The organism is Pseudomonas sp. MPB03 (genome assembly GCF_046605385.1).
GTDB classification, from domain to species: domain Bacteria; phylum Pseudomonadota; class Gammaproteobacteria; order Pseudomonadales; family Pseudomonadaceae; genus Aquipseudomonas; species Aquipseudomonas zanjanensis.
The window spans coordinates 5,744,552-5,763,347 of the sequence record NZ_CP176770.1 but is presented as its reverse complement, the minus strand read 5'-3'; the positions used below and the strand labels follow the sequence as shown (position 1 = coordinate 5,763,347).

The 18,796-nt window shown below is 61.9% G+C and carries 15 protein-coding genes; 2 read left to right on the top strand and 13 right to left on the bottom strand.

The annotated features are described in order from the left end of the window. Positions 1-109: 109 nt before the first annotated feature. The 12 genes from ACLH0I_RS25060 to dksA all read right to left on the bottom strand — a co-directional run bounded on the left by ACLH0I_RS25060 (position 110) and on the right by dksA (position 16,122). Positions 110-1,126, bottom strand: a complete 1,017-nt coding sequence (locus ACLH0I_RS25060; RefSeq protein ID WP_411385651.1) for a class I SAM-dependent rRNA methyltransferase — start codon at positions 1,124-1,126, stop codon at positions 110-112. A 140-nt stretch (positions 1,127-1,266) separates the two neighbouring features. Further along, entirely contained in the window at positions 1,267-3,204 is a 1,938-nt protein-coding gene (gene acs, locus ACLH0I_RS25055) for an acetate--CoA ligase (protein ID WP_411385650.1), read from the bottom strand. A gap of 113 nt (positions 3,205-3,317) precedes the next feature. Further along, positions 3,318-4,982: a glucose-6-phosphate isomerase gene (gene pgi / locus ACLH0I_RS25050; RefSeq protein WP_186709079.1), complete on the bottom strand. Its 1,665-nt coding sequence runs from the start codon at positions 4,980-4,982 to the stop codon at positions 3,318-3,320. A gap of 342 nt (positions 4,983-5,324) precedes the next feature. Continuing rightward, on the bottom strand, positions 5,325-6,185 hold the full coding sequence (gene panC / locus ACLH0I_RS25045) for a pantoate--beta-alanine ligase (RefSeq protein WP_411385649.1): 861 nt from the start codon (positions 6,183-6,185) through the stop codon (positions 5,325-5,327). After that, complete coding sequence (gene panB, locus ACLH0I_RS25040; protein ID WP_411385648.1) at positions 6,182-6,982, bottom strand: 3-methyl-2-oxobutanoate hydroxymethyltransferase; 801 nt, start codon at positions 6,980-6,982, stop codon at positions 6,182-6,184. The genes panC and panB overlap by 4 nt, the downstream gene beginning before the upstream one ends. A 330-nt stretch (positions 6,983-7,312) precedes the next feature. Next, positions 7,313-7,798 carry a 2-amino-4-hydroxy-6-hydroxymethyldihydropteridine diphosphokinase gene (folK, locus tag ACLH0I_RS25035; protein ID WP_411385647.1) on the bottom strand — a complete coding sequence of 162 codons (486 nt, stop codon included), beginning with the start codon at positions 7,796-7,798 and terminating at the stop codon, positions 7,313-7,315. Between the two features lie 3 nt (positions 7,799-7,801). Beyond that, positions 7,802-9,199 carry a polynucleotide adenylyltransferase PcnB gene (locus ACLH0I_RS25030; protein ID WP_250964587.1) on the bottom strand — a complete coding sequence of 466 codons (1,398 nt, stop codon included), beginning with the start codon at positions 9,197-9,199 and terminating at the stop codon, positions 7,802-7,804. 717 nt (positions 9,200-9,916) lie between these two features. Next, positions 9,917-11,350 carry a sigma-54-dependent transcriptional regulator gene (locus tag ACLH0I_RS25025; RefSeq protein ID WP_186709094.1) on the bottom strand — a complete coding sequence of 478 codons (1,434 nt, stop codon included), beginning with the start codon at positions 11,348-11,350 and terminating at the stop codon, positions 9,917-9,919. Between the two features lie 22 nt (positions 11,351-11,372). Next, the gene (locus ACLH0I_RS25020; protein ID WP_186709097.1) at positions 11,373-14,327 is read right to left on the bottom strand and encodes a sensor histidine kinase; all 2,955 of its coding nucleotides are present in this window, start codon (positions 14,325-14,327) and stop codon (positions 11,373-11,375) included. Further along, entirely contained in the window at positions 14,311-14,487 is a 177-nt protein-coding gene (locus ACLH0I_RS25015) for a hypothetical protein (RefSeq protein WP_003176118.1), read from the bottom strand. The genes ACLH0I_RS25020 and ACLH0I_RS25015 overlap by 17 nt, the downstream gene beginning before the upstream one ends. A 77-nt stretch (positions 14,488-14,564) precedes the next feature. Continuing rightward, complete coding sequence (gene gluQRS / locus ACLH0I_RS25010; protein ID WP_411385646.1) at positions 14,565-15,446, bottom strand: tRNA glutamyl-Q(34) synthetase GluQRS; 882 nt, start codon at positions 15,444-15,446, stop codon at positions 14,565-14,567. A 232-nt stretch (positions 15,447-15,678) separates the two neighbouring features. Continuing rightward, entirely contained in the window at positions 15,679-16,122 is a 444-nt protein-coding gene (gene dksA / locus ACLH0I_RS25005) for an RNA polymerase-binding protein DksA (RefSeq protein ID WP_186709115.1), read from the bottom strand. A gap of 338 nt (positions 16,123-16,460) precedes the next feature. Here dksA and ACLH0I_RS25000 point away from each other — a divergent pair, with 338 nt between their 5' ends. Both ACLH0I_RS25000 and sfsA read left to right on the top strand, forming a co-directional pair. Continuing rightward, complete coding sequence (locus ACLH0I_RS25000; protein ID WP_411385645.1) at positions 16,461-17,633, top strand: pyridoxal phosphate-dependent aminotransferase; 1,173 nt, start codon at positions 16,461-16,463, stop codon at positions 17,631-17,633. Next, on the top strand, positions 17,633-18,379 hold the full coding sequence (gene sfsA / locus ACLH0I_RS24995) for a DNA/RNA nuclease SfsA (RefSeq protein WP_250964582.1): 747 nt from the start codon (positions 17,633-17,635) through the stop codon (positions 18,377-18,379). The genes ACLH0I_RS25000 and sfsA overlap by 1 nt, the downstream gene beginning before the upstream one ends. Here the strand turns inward: sfsA and ACLH0I_RS24990 are convergent. Then, a complete protein-coding gene (locus ACLH0I_RS24990; protein WP_186709124.1) occupies positions 18,335-18,652 on the bottom strand; it encodes a Rieske (2Fe-2S) protein in 318 nt (105 codons plus the stop codon). The two genes, sfsA and ACLH0I_RS24990, sit on opposite strands and share 45 nt — an antisense overlap. Positions 18,653-18,796: the final 144 nt, after the last annotated feature.

The following is an 18,796-nucleotide window of genomic DNA, read 5'->3' as shown; positions in this document are numbered from 1 at the left end:
TCTAGGTGTGAATTCGGAGTGCCTTGGAGTATGGCATGCGTTTACGGTTCCGAAGCCACTGTGATTTATGAGATTTATCTGGTTTCCCTGTGAGAATTCAGTCCGGGGCCTAGAGCTGGAGGATCAGCGTCTTGAGCGGCGGTTGCTGATCCAGGGAGGGGAAATCGCTGCCTGGGGTCAGCACGCTCCAGTCGCGCACCGGGCGGCCGGCTTTTTCCGCACAACGCAACACCTGCTCGCGCCAGTCGTCCATGGGCACTTTTGCCAGGTTGTTGCAGCAGATCAGCACACCATTGTCAGCTGTGGTGAGCAGCGCCGGTTTCAGCAGGCTTTGGTAGTCGCGCAACAGATCGACGGTGCCGAACGCACTTTTGGCCCAGGCCGGTGGGTCGAGTAGCACCAGGTCGTACTGGCGTTGCTCCAGGCGCACATAGCTGGGCAGTTTTTGCCCGCGACGCTGGCTGATGGGCAGGCCGGCCAGTTGGCGAATCGCCGGGAAGTAATCCGACTGCACGAATTCCATGGGCTGCAAATCGGGGTTGAGCAGGCCGTTTTCACGGCCCACCGCCAGGTTGCCTTCGGCGAAGTCCAGGTTGCACACTTCACGCGCGCCACCCGCGGCGGCGCTCAGGCCGACGCCGCAGGTGTAGGCAAACAGGTTCAACACGCTTTTGCCGCGGCTGTGGGCCTTGACCCAGCCCCGGGCGTTGCGCAGGTCGAGGAACAGGAGTGGATCCTGCCCGGCATGCCGGCCACGGACACGATAATTCAAGCCCCACTCATGCCCGACCAGGTCTTGCAGGGCGGCTTCGTCCGCCTGATAGACGGTGTCCTGGCGGTCGATGCGGGAATTGCCCCGGGCGCGGTCGTTGTAGACCAACAGGGTCTCCAGGCCCAGGCGTTCGTTGACAATGCCGTGCAACTGCAGCAGGTCGTCGCGTTCCAGCGACTGGTGGAAGCTCTGCACCAGCAGTTGCGGGCCATAGCGGTCGATGGTCAGGCCGGGCGCGCCTTCCTGGCTGCCATGGAACAGGCGATAGCAGTCGGTGCCTTGCTGGTGCAGTTGGCCGAGCAGTTCCAGGCGCTGGTCGAGGGCGGCGCGCAGCGCCTGATTCAAGGAAGACATGCCGGGCGCGCCTTAAAGAAATGAGGCGCGGGAGTTTAGCAGTTATGGCTGGCGTGGTCCTTGTGGGAGCGAGCTTGCTCGCGATGGCGGTCAAGACTGACAGGGCCCCATCGCGAGCAAGCTCGCTCCCACAGGAATCCTCAGCGATTCAGCCGTTTGTCGATCAACCCCTCCACCACGCTTGGATCGGCCAGGGTCGAGGTGTCGCCAAGGCTGTCGAGTTCGTTGCAGGCGATCTTGCGCAGGATGCGCCGCATGATCTTGCCCGAGCGGGTCTTGGGCAACGCCGGCGCCCACTGGATCAGCTCCGGCTTGGCGAAGCTGCCGATTTCCTTGCTGACGTGAGCCAACAATTCTTTCTTCAACTCGTCGTTGGCCTCCACACCGTTCATCGGCGTGACAAACGCATAGATGCCCTGGCCCTTGAGGTCGTGGGGGTAACCGACCACGGCGGCTTCGGCGATGCTGTCATGCAGCACCAGGGCGCTTTCCACCTCGGCGGTGCCAATGCGATGCCCGGAGACGTTGATCACATCGTCGATACGCCCGGTGATCCAGTAGTCGCCGTCTTCGTCGCGGCGCGCGCCGTCGCCAGTGAAGTAATAACCCGGATAGGGCTTGAAGTAGGTGTCGACCATGCGTTGATGGTCGCCGTAGACACTGCGAATCTGCCCCGGCCAACTGGATTTGATCGCCAGCACACCGCTGCCGGCACCGTTGATTTCCTTGCCCACCTCATCCAGCAAGACCGGTTGCACGCCGAACATCGGCCGTGTGGCGCAGCCTGGCTTGAGCCGTGGGGCACTGACCAATGGGCTGAGCATGATGCCGCCGGTTTCGGTCTGCCACCAAGTATCGACAATCGGGCAGCGCTGTTCGCCTACCACGTTGAAATACCATTCCCACGCCTCCGGGTTGATCGGCTCGCCGACGCTGCCGAGCAATCGCAGGCTTTTGCGGGACGTTTCCTGCAACGGTCCGGCTCCTTCACGCATCAACGCGCGCAGGGCGGTCGGCGCGGTGTAGAAGATGTTGACCTGATGCTTGTCGATCACTTGCCAGAAACGCGAACTGGTGGGGTGGCTCGGCACGCCCTCGAAGATCAGCGTGGTGGCGCCGTTCGCCAGCGGGCCATAGACAATGTAGCTGTGGCCGGTGACCCAGCCGACGTCGGCGGTGCACCAGAACACCTCGTTGTCGCGGTAGTCGAGTACGTACTTGAACGTCATCGCCGCTTGCAGCAGATAGCCGCCGGTGGTGTGCAGCACGCCCTTGGGCTTGCCGGTACTGCCTGAGGTGTAGAGGATGAACAGCGGGTCTTCGGCGTCCATCGGTTCGGGCGGGCAATCGTCGCTGATGTCGTGCATGGCCTGGTGATACCAGAGGTCACGACCTTCTGCCCAGTCCACTTCGCCCTGGGTGCGCTCGACCACCAGCACGGTGCTGACGTTCGGGCAGCTTTCCAGGGCCTTGTCGACGTTGCGCTTGAGCGGTATGAAGCGCCCGCCGCGTACACCTTCGTCAGCGGTGATCACGGTGCGGCAATCGGCGTCGAGAATCCGGTCGCGCAGGGAGTCCGGCGAGAAGCCGCCGAACACCACCGAATGCACCGCGCCGATGCGGGTGCAGGCGAGCATGGCGTAGGCGGCCTCGGGGATCATCGGCATGTAGATGCAGACCCGGTCGCCTTTCTTCACGCCACGGCTTTTCAGCACGTTGGCCAGGCGGCAGACATGATTGTGGAGTTTCTTGTAGGTAATTTGCGCCGATTCGGCAGGGTCGTCGCCTTCCCAGATGATCGCGATCTGGTCGCCCCGTGTGTCCAGGTGACGGTCGATGCAATTGGCGCTGACGTTCAGCTTGCCGCCGGCGAACCAGGTCGCGTCGCCATTCTTGAGGTCATAGCGCTGGACGGTTTGCCAGGGCGTCATCCAGTCGAGAAAGCGCGTGGCCTGCTCGGCCCAGAAGGCGCTGGGGTGTTCGATGGATTCCTTGTAGAGCCGCTTGTACTCGTCCTGACTCAGTTGCGCAGCCCGGCGGACGGCATCGGCGTGGGGGTACTGGCTGATATCGAACATGACGGTTCCTTATTCTTGTTTTGCGACAAGATATAAAGATGCGCCCAGTAGCCTGAGGGTTCAAGTCACACACAAAGCAACTGTGACAAAGCAACTGTGGGAGCGGGATACGATCAGCCGCGATGACGCCCGCGGAAGTAGTTGATCAAGCCTTGGGTCGAGGCGTCTTCGGCCGGGTTTTCTTCGCTGCCTACCAGGCGGTTGTAGACACCCTTGCCCAGTTCCTTGCCCAGCTCCACGCCCCATTGGTCGAAGGCGTTGATGCCCCAGACCACGCTCTGCACGAACACTTTGTGCTCATACAGCGCCACCAGTGCGCCGAGGCGCCGTGGGCTGATGCGTTCGACCACCAGGGTGTTGCTTGGGCGGTTGCCCGGGATCACCTTGTGGGAGGCCAGTTTCTGCACCTCTTCTTCGCTGGCGCCCTTGTCCCGCAGCTCGGCTTCGGCCTCGGCGCGGGTCTTGCCCAGCATCAGTGCCTGGCTCTGGGACAGGCAGTTGGCGTACAGCCACTGGTGATGGTCGGCAACCGGGTTGAAGCTGACGATCGGCACGATGAAGTCGGCCGGGATCAACTGGGTGCCCTGGTGCAGCAACTGGTGGTAGGCGTGCTGTCCGTTGCAGCCAACACCGCCCCAGATGACCGGGCCCGTGTCGGTCGACACCGGGGTACCGTCCTGGCGCACGCTCTTGCCGTTGGATTCCATGTCCAACTGCTGCAAATGTTTGGTGATGTTACGCAGGTAGTGGTCGTACGGCAGGATCGCATGGCTCTGCGCACCCCAGAAGTTGCCGTACCACACGCCCAGCAGCGCCAGCAGCACCGGCATGTTCTGCTCGAATGGGGCGCTCTGGAAATGCTGGTCCATGGAATAGGCGCCGGACAACAATTCCTTGAAGTTCGACATGCCGATGGCCAGGGCGATCGGCAGGCCGATGGCCGACCACAGCGAGTAGCGCCCGCCGACCCAGTCCCACATCGGGAAGATGTTTTCTTCACGGATGCCGAAGGCCACGGCGGCGGCATTGTTGCTCGACACGGCGATAAAGTGGCGATACAGCTCCGCTTCGGAACCACCCTGGGCCAGGTACCAGGCGCGGGCGGCCTGGGCGTTCTTCAGGGTTTCGAGGGTGTTGAATGATTTCGACGAGACGATGAACAGCGTGGTTTCGGCGCGCAGTTTCATGGTCAGTTCGTGGAATTCGCTGCCGTCGATGTTTGCCAGGTAGTGGCAGCGGACGCCTTTGTGCGTGTAGGACAACAGCGCTTCGGATACCAACTGCGGGCCGAGGAAGGAACCACCGATACCGATGTTCACCACGTCGGTGATGGGCTTTTCGGTGTAGCCGCGCCACAGGCCGTCGTGAATGCGGCCGACCAGGTCAGTGATCTGGTTCAGCACTTTGTGCACGTCCGGCATCACGTTGACGCCGTTGACCAGCAATTTGTCCCCCACCGGCCGACGCAGGGCGGTGTGCAGGGCAGGGCGGTTTTCCGAGGCGTTGACGATTTCGCCTTCGAACAGCGCCTTGATCGCGCCCTTGAGGTCGACTTCGTTGGCCAGGCCCACCAGCAGGTCGCGGGTCTGGGCGTTGATCAGGTTTTTCGAGTAGTCGAGAAACAGACCGCAGCTCGACAGGGTGAATTGTGTGAAACGCTGCGGATCGGCATTGAACGCTTCGCGCATGCTGAAATCCTGCATGGCTTTGCGGTGGTCATTCAGCGCTTGCCAGGCTGGCAGAGCGGTCACGTCATGAGGGGTTCGGTAATACGCCATCGCTGCGGGTTTCCTTTTTACTTGAACGACCTTTTGTACACGAAAAATTCCGGCGCGGCTCGAGGTGGGCGTCCGGACACTGCATCGACACGATCGCCGGACACAGGGCGACTACAGTAAACCTCGCGTTGCGATCTGTCTTGACTTTGTCTGACTGGTTCCCGGTACTTTTTTATACAACGGGGGCGGGAAAGCTCCGACAGATGGAACACAGATGACTCACTGGGAGATGACTCTATGTGGGAGCGAGCTTGCTCGCGATGGCGGTGGGTCAGTGCCAGGTGTATTGGCTGACAGACTGCTATCGCGAGCAAGCTCGCTCCCACAGGGAATTTGTAGTGTTTAGGCGGGGGTGTCGAGATCCAAGTGCAGGTTGTCGATCAGGCGTGTGGTGCCCAGGAAGGCGGCGACCAGAATCACCAGGTCGCGGTCCCCGCTCGACGCTGGACGCAAGGTCTTGGCGTGACGGATTTCCAGATAGTCTGGACGCAGGCCGGCGGCTTCGAGCTGCTTGAGCTGCGCACCGATCAGCGCCGGGAAATCCCGCTGACCCTGCTTGATCGCCTCGGCGATCTGGTTCAGGGCGCGATAGACCACGGGCGCGACGGCGCGTTGGTCCGGGCTGAGGAAACCGTTGCGTGACGACAGAGCCAGGCCGTCTTCGGCGCGAACGGTCGGCTCGCCGATGATCTGGATCGGCATGTTCAGGTCATGGACCAGGGCGCGGATCACCGCCAGTTGCTGGAAATCTTTCTGGCCAAACACCGCCAGGTCAGGCTGGACCATATTGAACAGTTTGCTGACCACCGTCGCCACACCCTCGAAATGCCCGGGACGGCTGGCGCCGCACAAGCCTTCGGACAATTGCGGAACGCTGACCCGGGTTTGTCCGGTCATGCCGTCGGGGTACATCTCTTCGACGCTGGGGGCGAACAGCAAGTGGCAGCCGGCCTGGAGCAGCTTCTCCTGGTCGGCCGCCAGGGTACGGGGGTATTTGTCCAAGTCCTCGCCGGCGCCGAATTGCAGCGGGTTGACGAAAATGCTCGCCACCACGAAGTCGGCCCGTTGCGCAGCCTTGGTGACCAACGCCACGTGACCGCTGTGCAGGTTGCCCATGGTCGGCACGAAGGCAATGCGCTTGCCTTCGCCGCGGGCACGGGCCACGGCGGCCCGCAGTTCGCGTACGGTTTTGACGGTGTTCATGCAGAAAACCCGTGTTCGGTGCCCGGGAAGGTCGCGGCCTTGACTTCCGCGACGTAGGCACTCAAGGCGCCGTGGATAGAGGTTTGCCCAGCCATGAAGTTCTTGACGAACTTGGGCACGCGCCCGGTGATCGATAATCCGAGCATGTCGTGCAGCACCAGTACCTGACCGTCGGTAGCGCTGCCGGCGCCGATCCCGATCACTGGAATCTTCACCGCCTGGGTGATTTCTTCAGCCAGCTCGCTGGGCACGCATTCGAGCAGCAACATCGCCGCGCCCGCCTGCTCCAGGGCAATCGCATCGGCGCGCATCTGCCGCGCCTGGTTCTCATTGCGGCCCTGGACCTTGTAGCCGCCGAGGATATTCACCGCTTGGGGGGTCAGGCCCAGGTGCGCACACACTGGAATGCCTCGCTCGGCCAGTAGTCGAATCGAATCGGCCAGCCACAACGCGCCTTCGACCTTGACCATGTGGGCACCGGCCTGCATCAGCATGGCGCTGTTGGTCATGGTTTGCTCGAGGGTGGCGTAGGCCATGAACGGCAGGTCGGCGAGAATCAGCGCATCGGTGTTACCACGTTTGACGGCGGCCACATGGTAGGCCATCTCGGCGGTGGTCACCGGCAGCGTGCTGTCGTGACCTTGCAGCACCATGCCGAGGGAATCGCCCACCAGCAGCACTTCGACACCGGCCTCGTTGCAGGCGTGGGCGAAGGTTGCGTCATAGCAGGTCAGCATGGTGATTTTTTCACCTTTTTGCTTGAGACCTTGCAGCGTGGTCAGGGTAATAGCTGGCATGAAAAAGTCCTCATTAGGCGCTCGAATTCAGGCGCACCTTCTATGCGTGGTGCTTGTAAGGCCTGGATTACGCCCATTAGCGCCGCGTTGGCGGCGACGGGACGCCTATAGTCGTGAGGAGCACTCGGGAAGTCAATTGGATGTGTTACCGCCGGGTGTTACCGGGGTGACTGATGCGTTTCAGCGTAGGGGCGTGTTCCGAATCTGACTGCTGGGTCCCGGATCCTGTGGGAGCGAGCTTGCTCGCGATAGCAGTGTGTCAGTCATCCTGGATGCTGGATGTGATGACGCCATCGCGAGCAAGCTTGCTCCCACAGGAGGTGGTGTTCGTCAGATTGGTGGCAAGCGTTCCAGGCCGACGAATGGGCACGCCGCAAGGAGATCCTTGAGCAGGCGCCCATCGGCCAGACGCAGGTCGGCGGGGGCCAGTTCGGCCAGCGGGTAGAGCACAAAGGCCCGGGCCTGCATGTGGTAGTGGGGAACCTTGAGGCGTGGCTCGTCGATCAGGTGATCACCGAACAGCAGGATGTCCAGATCCAAGGTGCGCGGCCCCCAACGTTCGAGGCGTTCGCGACCCTGTCCGGTTTCGATGGCTTGCAGCGCATCGAGCAGGTCCAGTGGTGCCAGGCGGCTATCCAGCGCTGCCACCGCGTTGGTGTAGCGGGGCTGGCCGGGGAGCAAAGAATCGCTTTGATAAAACGCCGAGACACCTACCAGTTGCGTGTCAGGCAACTGCGCCAGCGCTTGGACGGCGCTGCGCAATTGTTCGGCGGGTTCGGCGAGGTTGCTGCCCATGCCGATGTAGATGCGTTCCATCGATTATTCGCCCGAAGCGCTCGGTTCACTGGCCCGTTTACGCTTGGCACCGCTGCTGCGACGACGCTTGCGTGGGCCGCTGGCGCCGTCATCCTTGCCGCTGAGCTCGCGAATCATGTCGCGACGCTCGCTGTCGTTGGCGTCCTGGTAGTCGGTCCACCATTCGCCCAGGCCATCGGTCTGCTCGCCTGCGCTTTCACGCAGCAGGAGGAAGTCGTAGCCGGCGCGGAACCGCGGGTTGTCCAGCAGCAAGTCGGCACGTTTGCCGCTGCGCCGTGGCAGGCGCTCCTGCATGTCCCAGATCTCGCGGATCGGCATCGTGAAGCGTTTTGGAATGGCGATGCGCTGGCACTGTTCGGCGATCAGCTCGTGGGCGGCTTCCTGCATCGCCGGGATCGGCGGCATGCCACGGTCTTGCAGGCGCAGCACCCGGGCCGGCAGGGCAGGCCAGAGCAGGGCGGCGAACAGGAACGCCGGCGTCACCGGCTTGTTCTGCTTGATGCGCAGGTCGGTGTTGATCAGTGCTTCGCTGATCAAGGTGTGGGTATAGGTCGGATTGTGCTCCAGGGCCTCGGCACTGGCGGGGAACAGCGGATCGAACAACTGCAAGTCCACCAGCATCTCGAAGGTATCTGCCGCGTTGCCCGACAGGAACAGCTTGAGCACTTCCTCGAACAGGCGGGCCGAGGGGATTTCTCGCAACATCGGCGCCAGTTCGCGAATCGGCGTGGCGCTGTGTTTTTCGATGCCGAAATTCAGCTTGGCGGCGAAACGCACGGCCCGCAGCATCCGCACCGGGTCTTCCTGGTAGCGTTGCTTGGGATCGCCGATCAGGCGGATCAGGCGATTGCGGATGTCGTGTACACCGTTGGCGTAATCGAGGATGCGTTCGCTGACCGGATCGTAATACAGGGCGTTGATGGTGAAGTCGCGGCGTTGCGCGTCTTCTTCCAGCGTGCCGTAGACGTTGTCGCGCAGGATGCGCCCGCTCTCGTTGCGGGAAGACTGGTTGCTGTCTTCCTCTTCATCGCTCTGCGGGTGATTGGCCCGGAAAGTCGCCACTTCGATGATTTCGCGGCCGAAATGGATATGGACCAGCTTGAAGCGCCGGCCAATGATCCGGGCGTTGCGAAACTCGGCCCGTATCTGTTCCGGCGTGGCGCTGGTGGCAACGTCGAAATCCTTGGGTGTGATGTTGAGCAGCATGTCGCGCACGCAGCCACCGACCAGGTAAGCCTGGTAGCCGGCGTTCTGCAAACGTTCGACGATGTTCACCGCATAACGGCTGAACTGGGCCTTTTGCAGTGAATGCTGGCCGCTGTTGAGCACTTCAGGCGTGCTGCGAATATGTTGCGTACGACGCAAGGGAGAACGGAATGACTGGAACAGCTTCTTCAGCATGGGATGCACTGTTTGAAGGAATGTTCGGCCAAAAACGAAGAATGACCGCATGATGGGCGGGGATTCTAGCATTTAGTCGAGGGATGGTGTAGGACAGAGGAGTTTTGGGCTGCAAGCTTTCAGCGATAGGCGTGTAGGCGGCGGGGAAGGCGGAACGCCAGAAACCACAAGGGGAGCCGAAGCTCCCCCAGAATTAGTTGCGTGCTCTGTTTTTATTATTGGTTTCGGGCTTCTTGTTTTTGTTGAGTGCCCGCGCCACGAGGTTTTCCCTTCGTGACCCTCCCAATCGGGAGCCAAGAGCAAACGGATTGCTTTGGTCGCTGTGTTGCAGTGATCAATCGATCCAACCAGTTCAGGCAGCTGTCTTGAGACAGTTTTTATTATTCTCGGCCTGGTTGCGGGGCAAGCCCCAAATACAACGCCTCTCCAAAAGAATCAGTTAGCTGCGCCTCTCGCCGTCTTGTTTTTATTGTGCGTGAGTCGATTCGTCTTATTTTTATTGTCTTTTGCATTGCTTGTTATTGTTCTTGTACCAAAGCTATAGCAGGGTGCGTGCCAACTTTTGCGAGGCCCAGCGAAACCGGGGGTTATAGGGTTATAGCCATTTTTTCGAGGCGAAAAAAAGCCGGGGTTTCGTTACCGTAAACCCCGGCTTCTGTTACGTGAAAAAGACTGGGGTAACAGTTTTTTCACATTCAGCGGTGTTACCCCCACACCTCAGCTTTCGCTGGTCGCTCCGGTCTTGCGTCGTGGAATCCCCAGGCGCTGACGACGTTCCCACAGGCACTTGCGGCTGACGCCCAGCTTGCGTGCCAGTTCGGTTTCGGTCATGTGGTCCTGGTGCTCGAGGACGAAGTGCTGGAAGTAATCCTCCAGGGACAGGTCTTCGGTAGGTTCGTGGCTGGTGTTGTTGGCGCCGCCGCCCTGTTGCGGGGCCAGGCCGATGAATTCTTCGTCGTCCAGGTCACTGAGCTCGATATCGATGCCCAGCAGGTCGGCGGAAATTTCCGGGCTCTCGCACAGGATCACCGCCCGCTCGACCGCGTTTTCCAGCTCTCGAACGTTACCCGGCCAGGCGTAATGACGAATGGCCTGTTCGGCGTCCGGGGCGAACTTGAGGTCGGTGCGGTTGACCCGCGCGCTCTGGCGGGCCAGAAACGCCTGGGCGATTTCATTGACGTCGGCGCCACGCTCGCGCAGGGCAGGGAGCTTCAAGGCGATCACGTGCAAGCGGTAGTACAAGTCTTCGCGGAACTGGCCAATTTTCGCCAGGCTCTTGAGGTCACGGTGGGTGGCCGCGATCAGGCGGACATCGACCTTTTGCGACTGCACCGAGCCGACCCGGCGGATTTCGCCTTCCTGGAGCACCCGCAGCAACCGCGCCTGGGCTTCCAATGGCAGCTCGCCGATTTCATCGAGGAACAACGTACCGCCGTCCGCCGCTTCCACCAGCCCGGCACGCCCGGCGCTGGCGCCGGTGAACGCGCCCTTCTCGTGACCGAACAGTTCGGACTCGATCAGGCTTTCCGGAATCGCCGCGCAGTTCACCGAAATCATCGGTGCCTTGGCTCGGCGCGACAGGTTGTGCAGGGCACGGGCCACCAATTCCTTGCCGGTGCCCGACTCGCCCTGGATCAGGACGTTGGAGTCGGTCGGCGCGACTTTGCGGATCTTGCCGTACAGGTCCTGCATGGGCGGGCAGGAGCCAATGATGCCGATTTCGCCATTATTGTTGCTGGCGCCGGCTTTCGCCGACGCGCTGGCCTTGCCGACGGGTTCCGCAGGATTGCTGGTGGCCGCCTGTCGATCCCGCAGGATGCGGGCCACGGCCTGGAGCATCTCGTCGTGGTCGAACGGTTTGGCGATGTAGTCCACCGCGCCCATTTTCATGGAGTCGACCGCCGAGCGCAGGCTGGCGTAGCTGGTCATGATCAGCACCGGCGTGCCCTGGCCGAGCTTGATCAGCTCGGTGCCCGGGGCGCCAGGCAGGCGCAGGTCGCTGACGATCAGGTCGAACGTGGGGATGCTGAAACGTTCTTGTGCTTCCTGCACTGAACCGGCTTCGCTGACCTGGTACTGGTTGCGTTCCAGCAGGCGGCGCAAGGCGGAGCGGATAATTGTTTCGTCTTCGACGATCAAAATGTGCGGCATTGATTCGATTCTCTCGACGGTCTCAGTTCACAGCGGACGTCGCTTCGACATGACGCGGCAAGGTCACCCGGATACGGGTGCCGCGTTGGCTCTGAACATCGGCCGGGCTGTCGATGGTGATTTGTCCATAATGCTCTTCAACGATGGAATAGACCAGTGCGAGGCCCAGACCGGTGCCTTCGCCAGGATCCTTGGTGGTGAAGAAAGGTTCGAACAATCGGTCCATGATGTTCTGTGGGATACCGCTGCCTTCGTCTTCGACGATCAGGTCGATCGTGTGTTCGAAAGCTTCGCTCTTGACCCGCACCGCGCTGCCGGCCGGTGAGGCGTCCCGCGCGTTGGAGAGCAGGTTGATCAACACCTGGGCGAGCCGCTGGGGGTCGCCATCGACCCAGTGCTCCGGGTCGCACAGGTTGAAGAATTGCACTTCGAAATTGCGCCGGTTGAGGGCCAGCAGACCAATGGCGTCCTGGGCCACTTCGGCCAGGCAGACAGGTTCGTCATTGTGTTGGTGGCCGCCAGCATGGGCGAAACTCATCAGCGACTGGACGATGCGCGACACGCGCTTGGTCTGTTCGAGGATCTGCCCGCTGATTTCCGTCAGCTCGCCGTCGTCCTCGCGCTCTTCGCGCAGGTTCTGCGCCAGGCAGGCGATGCCGGTGATCGGGTTACCGATTTCATGGGCCACCCCGGCGGCCAGGCGGCCGATGCTTGCCAGCCGTTCGGAGTGGACCAGCTTGTCTTCGAGCATCTGGGTATCGGTCAGGTCTTCCACCAGCAGCACCAGGCCGCTGTTGCCGGGAGCCAGTGGCTCGTCGATTGCCGCTTTGTGCAGGTTCAGCCAGCGGGTCTGGCCGTCGAGGGCCAGGTGCTGTTTGTGCAAGTGCTCGTCCGGCAGGTCGATGAACCCTTGCAGCAAGCCTTTCCACGGCTCGCCCAGGGTGCTCAGGCGGGAACCGACCACGCGCTGGGCGGCGATTCCGGTGAGCTCTTCCATGGCCTTGTTCCACATCAGGATTTCCTGGTCCTTGGCCAGGGAGCACACGCCCATCGGCAATTCCTGCAGGGTCTGGCGATGGTAACGGCGCAAGGCGTCCAGTTCGGCGGCCAGGCCGGTGAGGCGCGAGTGGTAATCCTCGAGACGGCTTTCGATGAAGTGGATGTCTTCGGTGACGTAGTTCTCGCCGCCAGCCTTGTAGGGTAGGAACGTCTCGACCATGTCCTGGGCCACGCTGGGGCCCATCAGGCCGGACAGGTTGGCCTCGATCCGGTCCCGCAGGCGACGCAAGGCGTATGGGCGGCGTTCATCGAAAGGCAAGTAGAGGTCGCGCAGGGCCTGTTCAACTTCCTTTTGCGCGGCCTTGGCACCCAAGGGCTTGGCCAGTTGCGTGGCGAATTCCTGGGGTGAGGCGGCGTGCAACTCGCGGCGCTGCGGGCGACGCACGTTGTCCACCGCACAGGCCTCGGCGGCGCTGGCTTCTTCGCTGCTGGCGTTGGTGAACAGCGAGATCAGCGTGAACATCAGCACGTTCGCCGCCAGGGAAGCGATGGCCGCCATGTGCCAACTGGTGTCGTCGAGCACGTAGATCATGTTCAGCAGCGGAATATAGAAGCCCTGCAGGTTGCCCATCAGCGGCAACAGCATCGCCACCAGCCACACCAGGATCCCTGCCAGCAGGCCGGCGATGAAGCCGCGGCGGTTGGCAGTCGGCCAATACAGCACCGACAGCACGCCGGGCAGGAACTGCAAGGTGGCGACGAAGGCGACGATGCCCAGGTTGGCCAGGTCCTGCCCGTCACCGAGCATCAGGTAGAAGCCGTAGCCGGCCATGATGATCGCGACGATCAGCGCCCGCCGGGTCCACTTCAACCAGCGATAGATGTTGCCTTCGGCTGGCGGCTGGTAGAGCGGTAGCACCAAGTGGTTGAGGGCCATGCCCGACAAGGCCAGCGTGGTGACGATAATCAAGCCGCTGGCCGCCGACAGGCCACCGACGTAGGCCAATAATGCCAGGGCCTTGCTGTTGGCGGCGATGCCGATGCCGAGGGTGAAGTATTCCGGGTTGGTGCTGGCGCCCAGCTTCAGGCCAGCCCAGAGGATCAGCGGCACCGCCAGGCTCATCAACAGCAGGAACAACGGCAGGCCCCAACTGGCGCTCACCAGCGAGCGCGGGTTGAGGTTTTCGGTAAAGGTCATGTGGTACATGTGCGGCATCACGATCGCCGAGGCGAAGAACACCAGCAACAGCGTGCGCCACGGGCCTTCCTGCAAAGGCGTGTGCAGGGCGGCGAGGGCGGTCTGGTTCTGCAGCAGCCAGAGCTCAAGCTGCTGCGGGCCATCGAACACGCCGTACAAGGCATAGAGACCGACACCGCCGATGGCGATCAGCTTGATCACCGACTCGAAGGCGATCGCAAACACCAGGCCTTCGTGTTTTTCCCGCGTGGCGATGTGCCGGGAGCCGAAGAAGATCGTGAACAGAATGATCAGCGCACAGAAGCTCAACGCCACTCGGTGCTGTACCGGCTCGCGGGTCAGGATGCTGATGGAATCGGCCACGGCCTGGATTTGCAGGGCCAGCAGCGGCAACACCCCGACCAGCATGAAGATCGTGGTCAGCGCGCCGGCCCAGGTGCTGCGAAAGCGAAAGGCGAACAGGTCGGCCAGTGACGACAGTTGGTAGGTGCGGGTGATTTTCAGGATCGGGTAGAGCAACACTGGCGCCAGCAGGAACGCCCCTGACACCCCCAGGTAACTGGAGAGGAAACCATAGCCGTACTGATAGGCCAGCCCGACCGTGCCATAGAACGCCCACGCGCTGGCATAGACACCCAGCGACAGGGTGTAGGTCAGCGGGTGGCGGATGATCGCCCGGGGGATCATGCCTCGTTCGCTGATCCAGGCTACGCCGAACAGCACCGCCAGGTAGGCGGCGCTGATCAGGATCATCTGGGTCAGGCTAAAGCTCATCGGCATCTTTTTGGCTCTGCAGGATGAAGGTCACGACAATCAGTATCAGCCAGAGCAGATACGGCCGATACCAGGCACCCGTGGCATCGATCCACCAATCCATGATGGCCGGGGAGAACAGGTAAATCCCCACTACCAGGAGCAGGACCAAGCGATAGATGTACATCCCGGCCTCTCTAATTTATGCGCGTGCCCGAAAACGTGCGGCGATGGTAACGGATGGGCGCCAAGCTGCAAGGGCCGTCAACGTATTTGCGCTTCGGGCAGGCTCAGTGTGCGCGGGATCTTGCCCGCATCCCAATGGCGAATGCCCCAGGCCAGCAGTTCCCATGGGCTGGCATCGACCAGTTCGAGGCCCGGTTGCTGGCCCAGTGCTCGCAAAGCCCTTAGCAACAGCGGCGTGGCCTGGTCGGCCGCCAGCGGCGGGGAACGGTAGGATTTGCCAAGCTTGTGCCCGTCGGGCTGGGTGATCAGCGGCACGTGGAGGTAACGCGGTTGCGGCAACCCGAGCAGTTCTTGCAGGTAGAGCTGGCGCGGCGTGGAGTCCAGCAGGTCGGCGCCGCGCACGATATCGGTCACCCCTTGCCAGGCGTCGTCCAGGACCACGGCCAGTTGATAAGCGTAGAGCCCGTCGCGGCGGCGGATCACGAAGTCACCGACCTCACGGCCGAGGTGCTGGCGGAACTCGCCCTGGACCCGGTCGGTGAAGTGGTATTCAAGCTCGGGGACGCGCAGGCGGATGGCGGCGTCCTCGGTGCCGTGCCCGGCATTGCGGCACAATCCCGGATAAATACCCTGGTAGGCCTCCAGTTGCTTGCGTGAACAGGTGCACGCATAGGCCAACCCTTGGCTGAACAGCCGGTTGATGATCTGATCGTAGGCGTCATGGCGTTCGCTCTGGCGAACCATCTCGCCGTCCCATTCGAACCCGTAGCTTTCCAGCGCCTGGAGAATTGCCGCTTGCGCACCCGGCTCCTCCCGGGGCGGGTCGAGGTCCTCCATGCGCAGCAACCAACGCCCACCCACAGCCCGGGCGTCCAGGTACGAAGCCAGTGCGGCGACCAGCGAACCAAAATGCAAGTGGCCGCTGGGGGTGGGGGCGAAGCGTCCGATGTAGGCAGTCATAGGCGAATGTTACTGGGTCCGGGCGAAAGGCATACAAATCTTGATGCCGAAGCATAATTCCCTTGTGGGAGCGGGCTTGCTCGCGAAGGCGGTGTATCTGTACATCAATGCTGGCTGATCCACCGCTTTCGCGAGCAAGCCCGCTCCCACATGGGTTCACCAGGCTTGGAGAAAATATCGGAAACAAAAAACGGAGCGTATGAACGCTCCGTTTCGGTGACAGCCCCGGCAATTACTTGCCGACCTGTTTTTCCTTGATTTCCGCCAGGGTCTTGCAGTCGACACACATGTCGGCGGTCGGACGCGCCTCCAGACGCTTGACGCCGATCTCGACGCCGCAGGACTCGCACCAACCGTACTCTTCGTCTTCGATCAGTTGCAGGGTCTTGTCGATTTTCTTGATGAGCTTGCGCTCACGGTCACGGGCGCGCAGCTCGAGGCTGAACTCTTCTTCCTGGCTGGCACGGTCGGCCGGGTCGGGGAAGTTGGCCGCTTCGTCTTTCATGTGATCCACGGTGCGGTCGACTTCCTGCATCAAGTCCTGTTTCCACTTGTTCAGGATCTTGGTGAAGTGCGCGCGCATGGGGGCGCCCATGTACTCTTCGCCAGCTTGCGGGACGTACGGCTCAAACCCGCTGAGCGTTTGATTTTGATTTTGCTTTGCTTGGGTGGGCATGAATGGACCGCCTCTACTCTTGTAATCCACTACGCAGGATTGCTCCATCACCGACACCTGCCGGCCCTGCGGCTGCAAGCGGGCGAACTTACCAGATCAAATCGGGCCGCGCTACTCCCGGTTGTCGAGCCTGCGGCGGCCGGGGCTTGTAAAACGTGGCCGGGTTCGCTTCGGTGGGGATGTCAACCTGCTCAATGCTTGATTCTAGTCAAGCCTGGGCCAATCGCGGGAGTCATTTCCTGCAATCCGAGGGCTCAGACCGCTTTGGGTTCGTGCTCGTTCCCGCAGTTGTTCCCGAGTTGGGTAGAATCGATTCTTTTTCCCCTGAAGGAAGGCCAATGGCTCAGCCCTACAGTGCGCGCAGCCGCGCCATCGAACCTTTCCATGTGATGGCGCTGTTGGCCCGCGCCAACGAACTGCAAGCCGCCGGGCATGACGTTATTCACCTGGAGATCGGCGAGCCGGACTTCACTACTGCCGAGCCGATTATCCAGGCCGGCCAGGCCGCGCTGGCGGCGGGCAAGACCCGTTACACCGCGGCCCGGGGCATCCCTGAGCTGCGCGAGGCCATCTCGGGTTTCTATGGGCAGCGCTACGGCGTCGACATTGACCCTCGACGCATCATGATCACGCCGGGCGGCTCTGGCGCGCTGCTGCTGGCCAGCGCTTTGTTGGTCGACCCGGGCAAGCATTGGCTGTTGGCCGACCCTGGCTATCCCTGTAACCGTCATTTCCTGCGCCTGGTGGAAGGCGCGGCGCAATTGGTGCCGGTGGGACCGGATGTGCGTTACCAACTGACGCCGGACCTGGTGAACCGCCATTGGGACCAGGACAGCGTCGGCGCATTGGTGGCCTCGCCGGCCAACCCGACCGGAACGATTCTGACCCGGGACGAGCTGGCGGGGTTGTCCAAGGCCATCAAGGGCCACAACGGTCATCTGGTGGTCGACGAGATCTATCACGGCCTGACCTACGGCACCGACGCCGCCAGCGTATTGGAAGTGGACGACGATGCCTTTGTCCTCAATAGTTTTTCCAAGTATTTCGGCATGACCGGTTGGCGGCTCGGCTGGCTGGTGGCCCCTTCGGCGGCCATCGGCGAGCTGGAAAAGCTTGCGCAGAACCTCTACATCAGTGCGCCGAGCATGGCCCAGTATGCCGCCCTGGCCTGTTTCGAGCCCGCCACGATCGAAATCTTCGAGCAGCGTCGGGCCGAGTTCGCGTTGCGCCGCGACTTTCTGCTACCGGCCTTGCGGGAATTGGGCTTCGGCATCGCGGTGGAGCCGCAAGGGGCGTTTTACCTCTATGCCGACATCAGCGCGTTCGGCGGCGATGCCTTTGCGTTCTGCCAGCACTTCCTGGAAACCGAACACGTGGCCTTCACGCCGGGTCTGGACTTCGGACGCCACCAGGCCGGCCACCATGTGCGTTTCGCCTATACACAGAGCCTGCCGCGGTTACAGGAAGCGGTGGAGCGAATCGGGCGCGGACTGCGGAGTTGGCAAGGCTGATGCGTTTTTCCCCTGCGTTGGAAGAAGGCCGCTTGATTCGACGTTACAAGCGTTTTCTCGCTGATATCGAGACCGTTCACGGCGAACTTCTTACTATTCACTGCCCCAACACTGGCTCGATGCTCAATTGCATGGCCGAAGGCGCGCGCGTCTGGTTCAGTCGCTCCAGCGACCCCAAGCGCAAGTTGCCCGGCACTTGGGAAATCGGCGAAACCCCTCAGGGACGGCTCGCCTGCATCAATACCGCACGGGCCAATGCCTTGGTCGAGGAGGCCCTGCGCGCCGGGATCATTAGCGAACTGAACGGGTTTACCGGGCTCAAGCGTGAAGTGGCGTACGGCGTGGAAAACAGCCGTATCGATTTTCGCCTGGACTATGAGCTGGGCTCGGCCTGGGTCGAAGTCAAAAGTGTCACGCTGGGGTTCGATGGCACCCACGTGGCAGCGTTTCCCGATGCGGTGACCTTGCGTGGGGCCAAACACTTGAGAGAACTGGCCTGCCTGGCCCGGCAAGGCGTGCGGGCGGTGCAGCTGTATTGCGTGAACCTCAGTGGTATCGAGGCCGTGCGCCCGGCACACGAAATCGACCCGGTGTACGCAGTTGCCCTGCGTGACGCGGTGGCGGCGGGTGTGGAGGTGCTGGCCTACGGGGTCACGCTGACGCCCGAGCAGATGTGGGTGGACCGTGCGTTGCCGGTGTTGCTAGAGCTCGACCCAGACGCCGTGCTCGTCCTCCCGGCTATCTAGGGCAGCGAGGAACTGACCGGCGCAGGGGCCGGCCACGCATTCACCGCTTTCGATCAGGAACAGCGCGCCGTGAGTGGCGCACTGGATCAGGCTGGCGCTGGGGTCGAGGAACTGGTCGGGTTGCCATTCCAGCGGCACGCCACGGTGCGGGCAGCGATTGAGATAGACGTACACCTGGCCGGCGCGTCGCACGGCCAGGAGCTTGCGCCCATCGAGCTCGAAGCCGCGACTGCCGTTGTCGGGCAATTGGGCGGCGGTACAAAGAAACTTCATGTGTATCTCAATATTTGTCGGAGTGAATCCATTGTGGGAGCGAGCTTGCTCGCGATGACGGTGACACATTCAACATCTGAGTGACTGACAGGCCGCTATCGCGAGCAAGCTCGCTCCCACAAGGTTTCGTGTGGCAAAAGATCC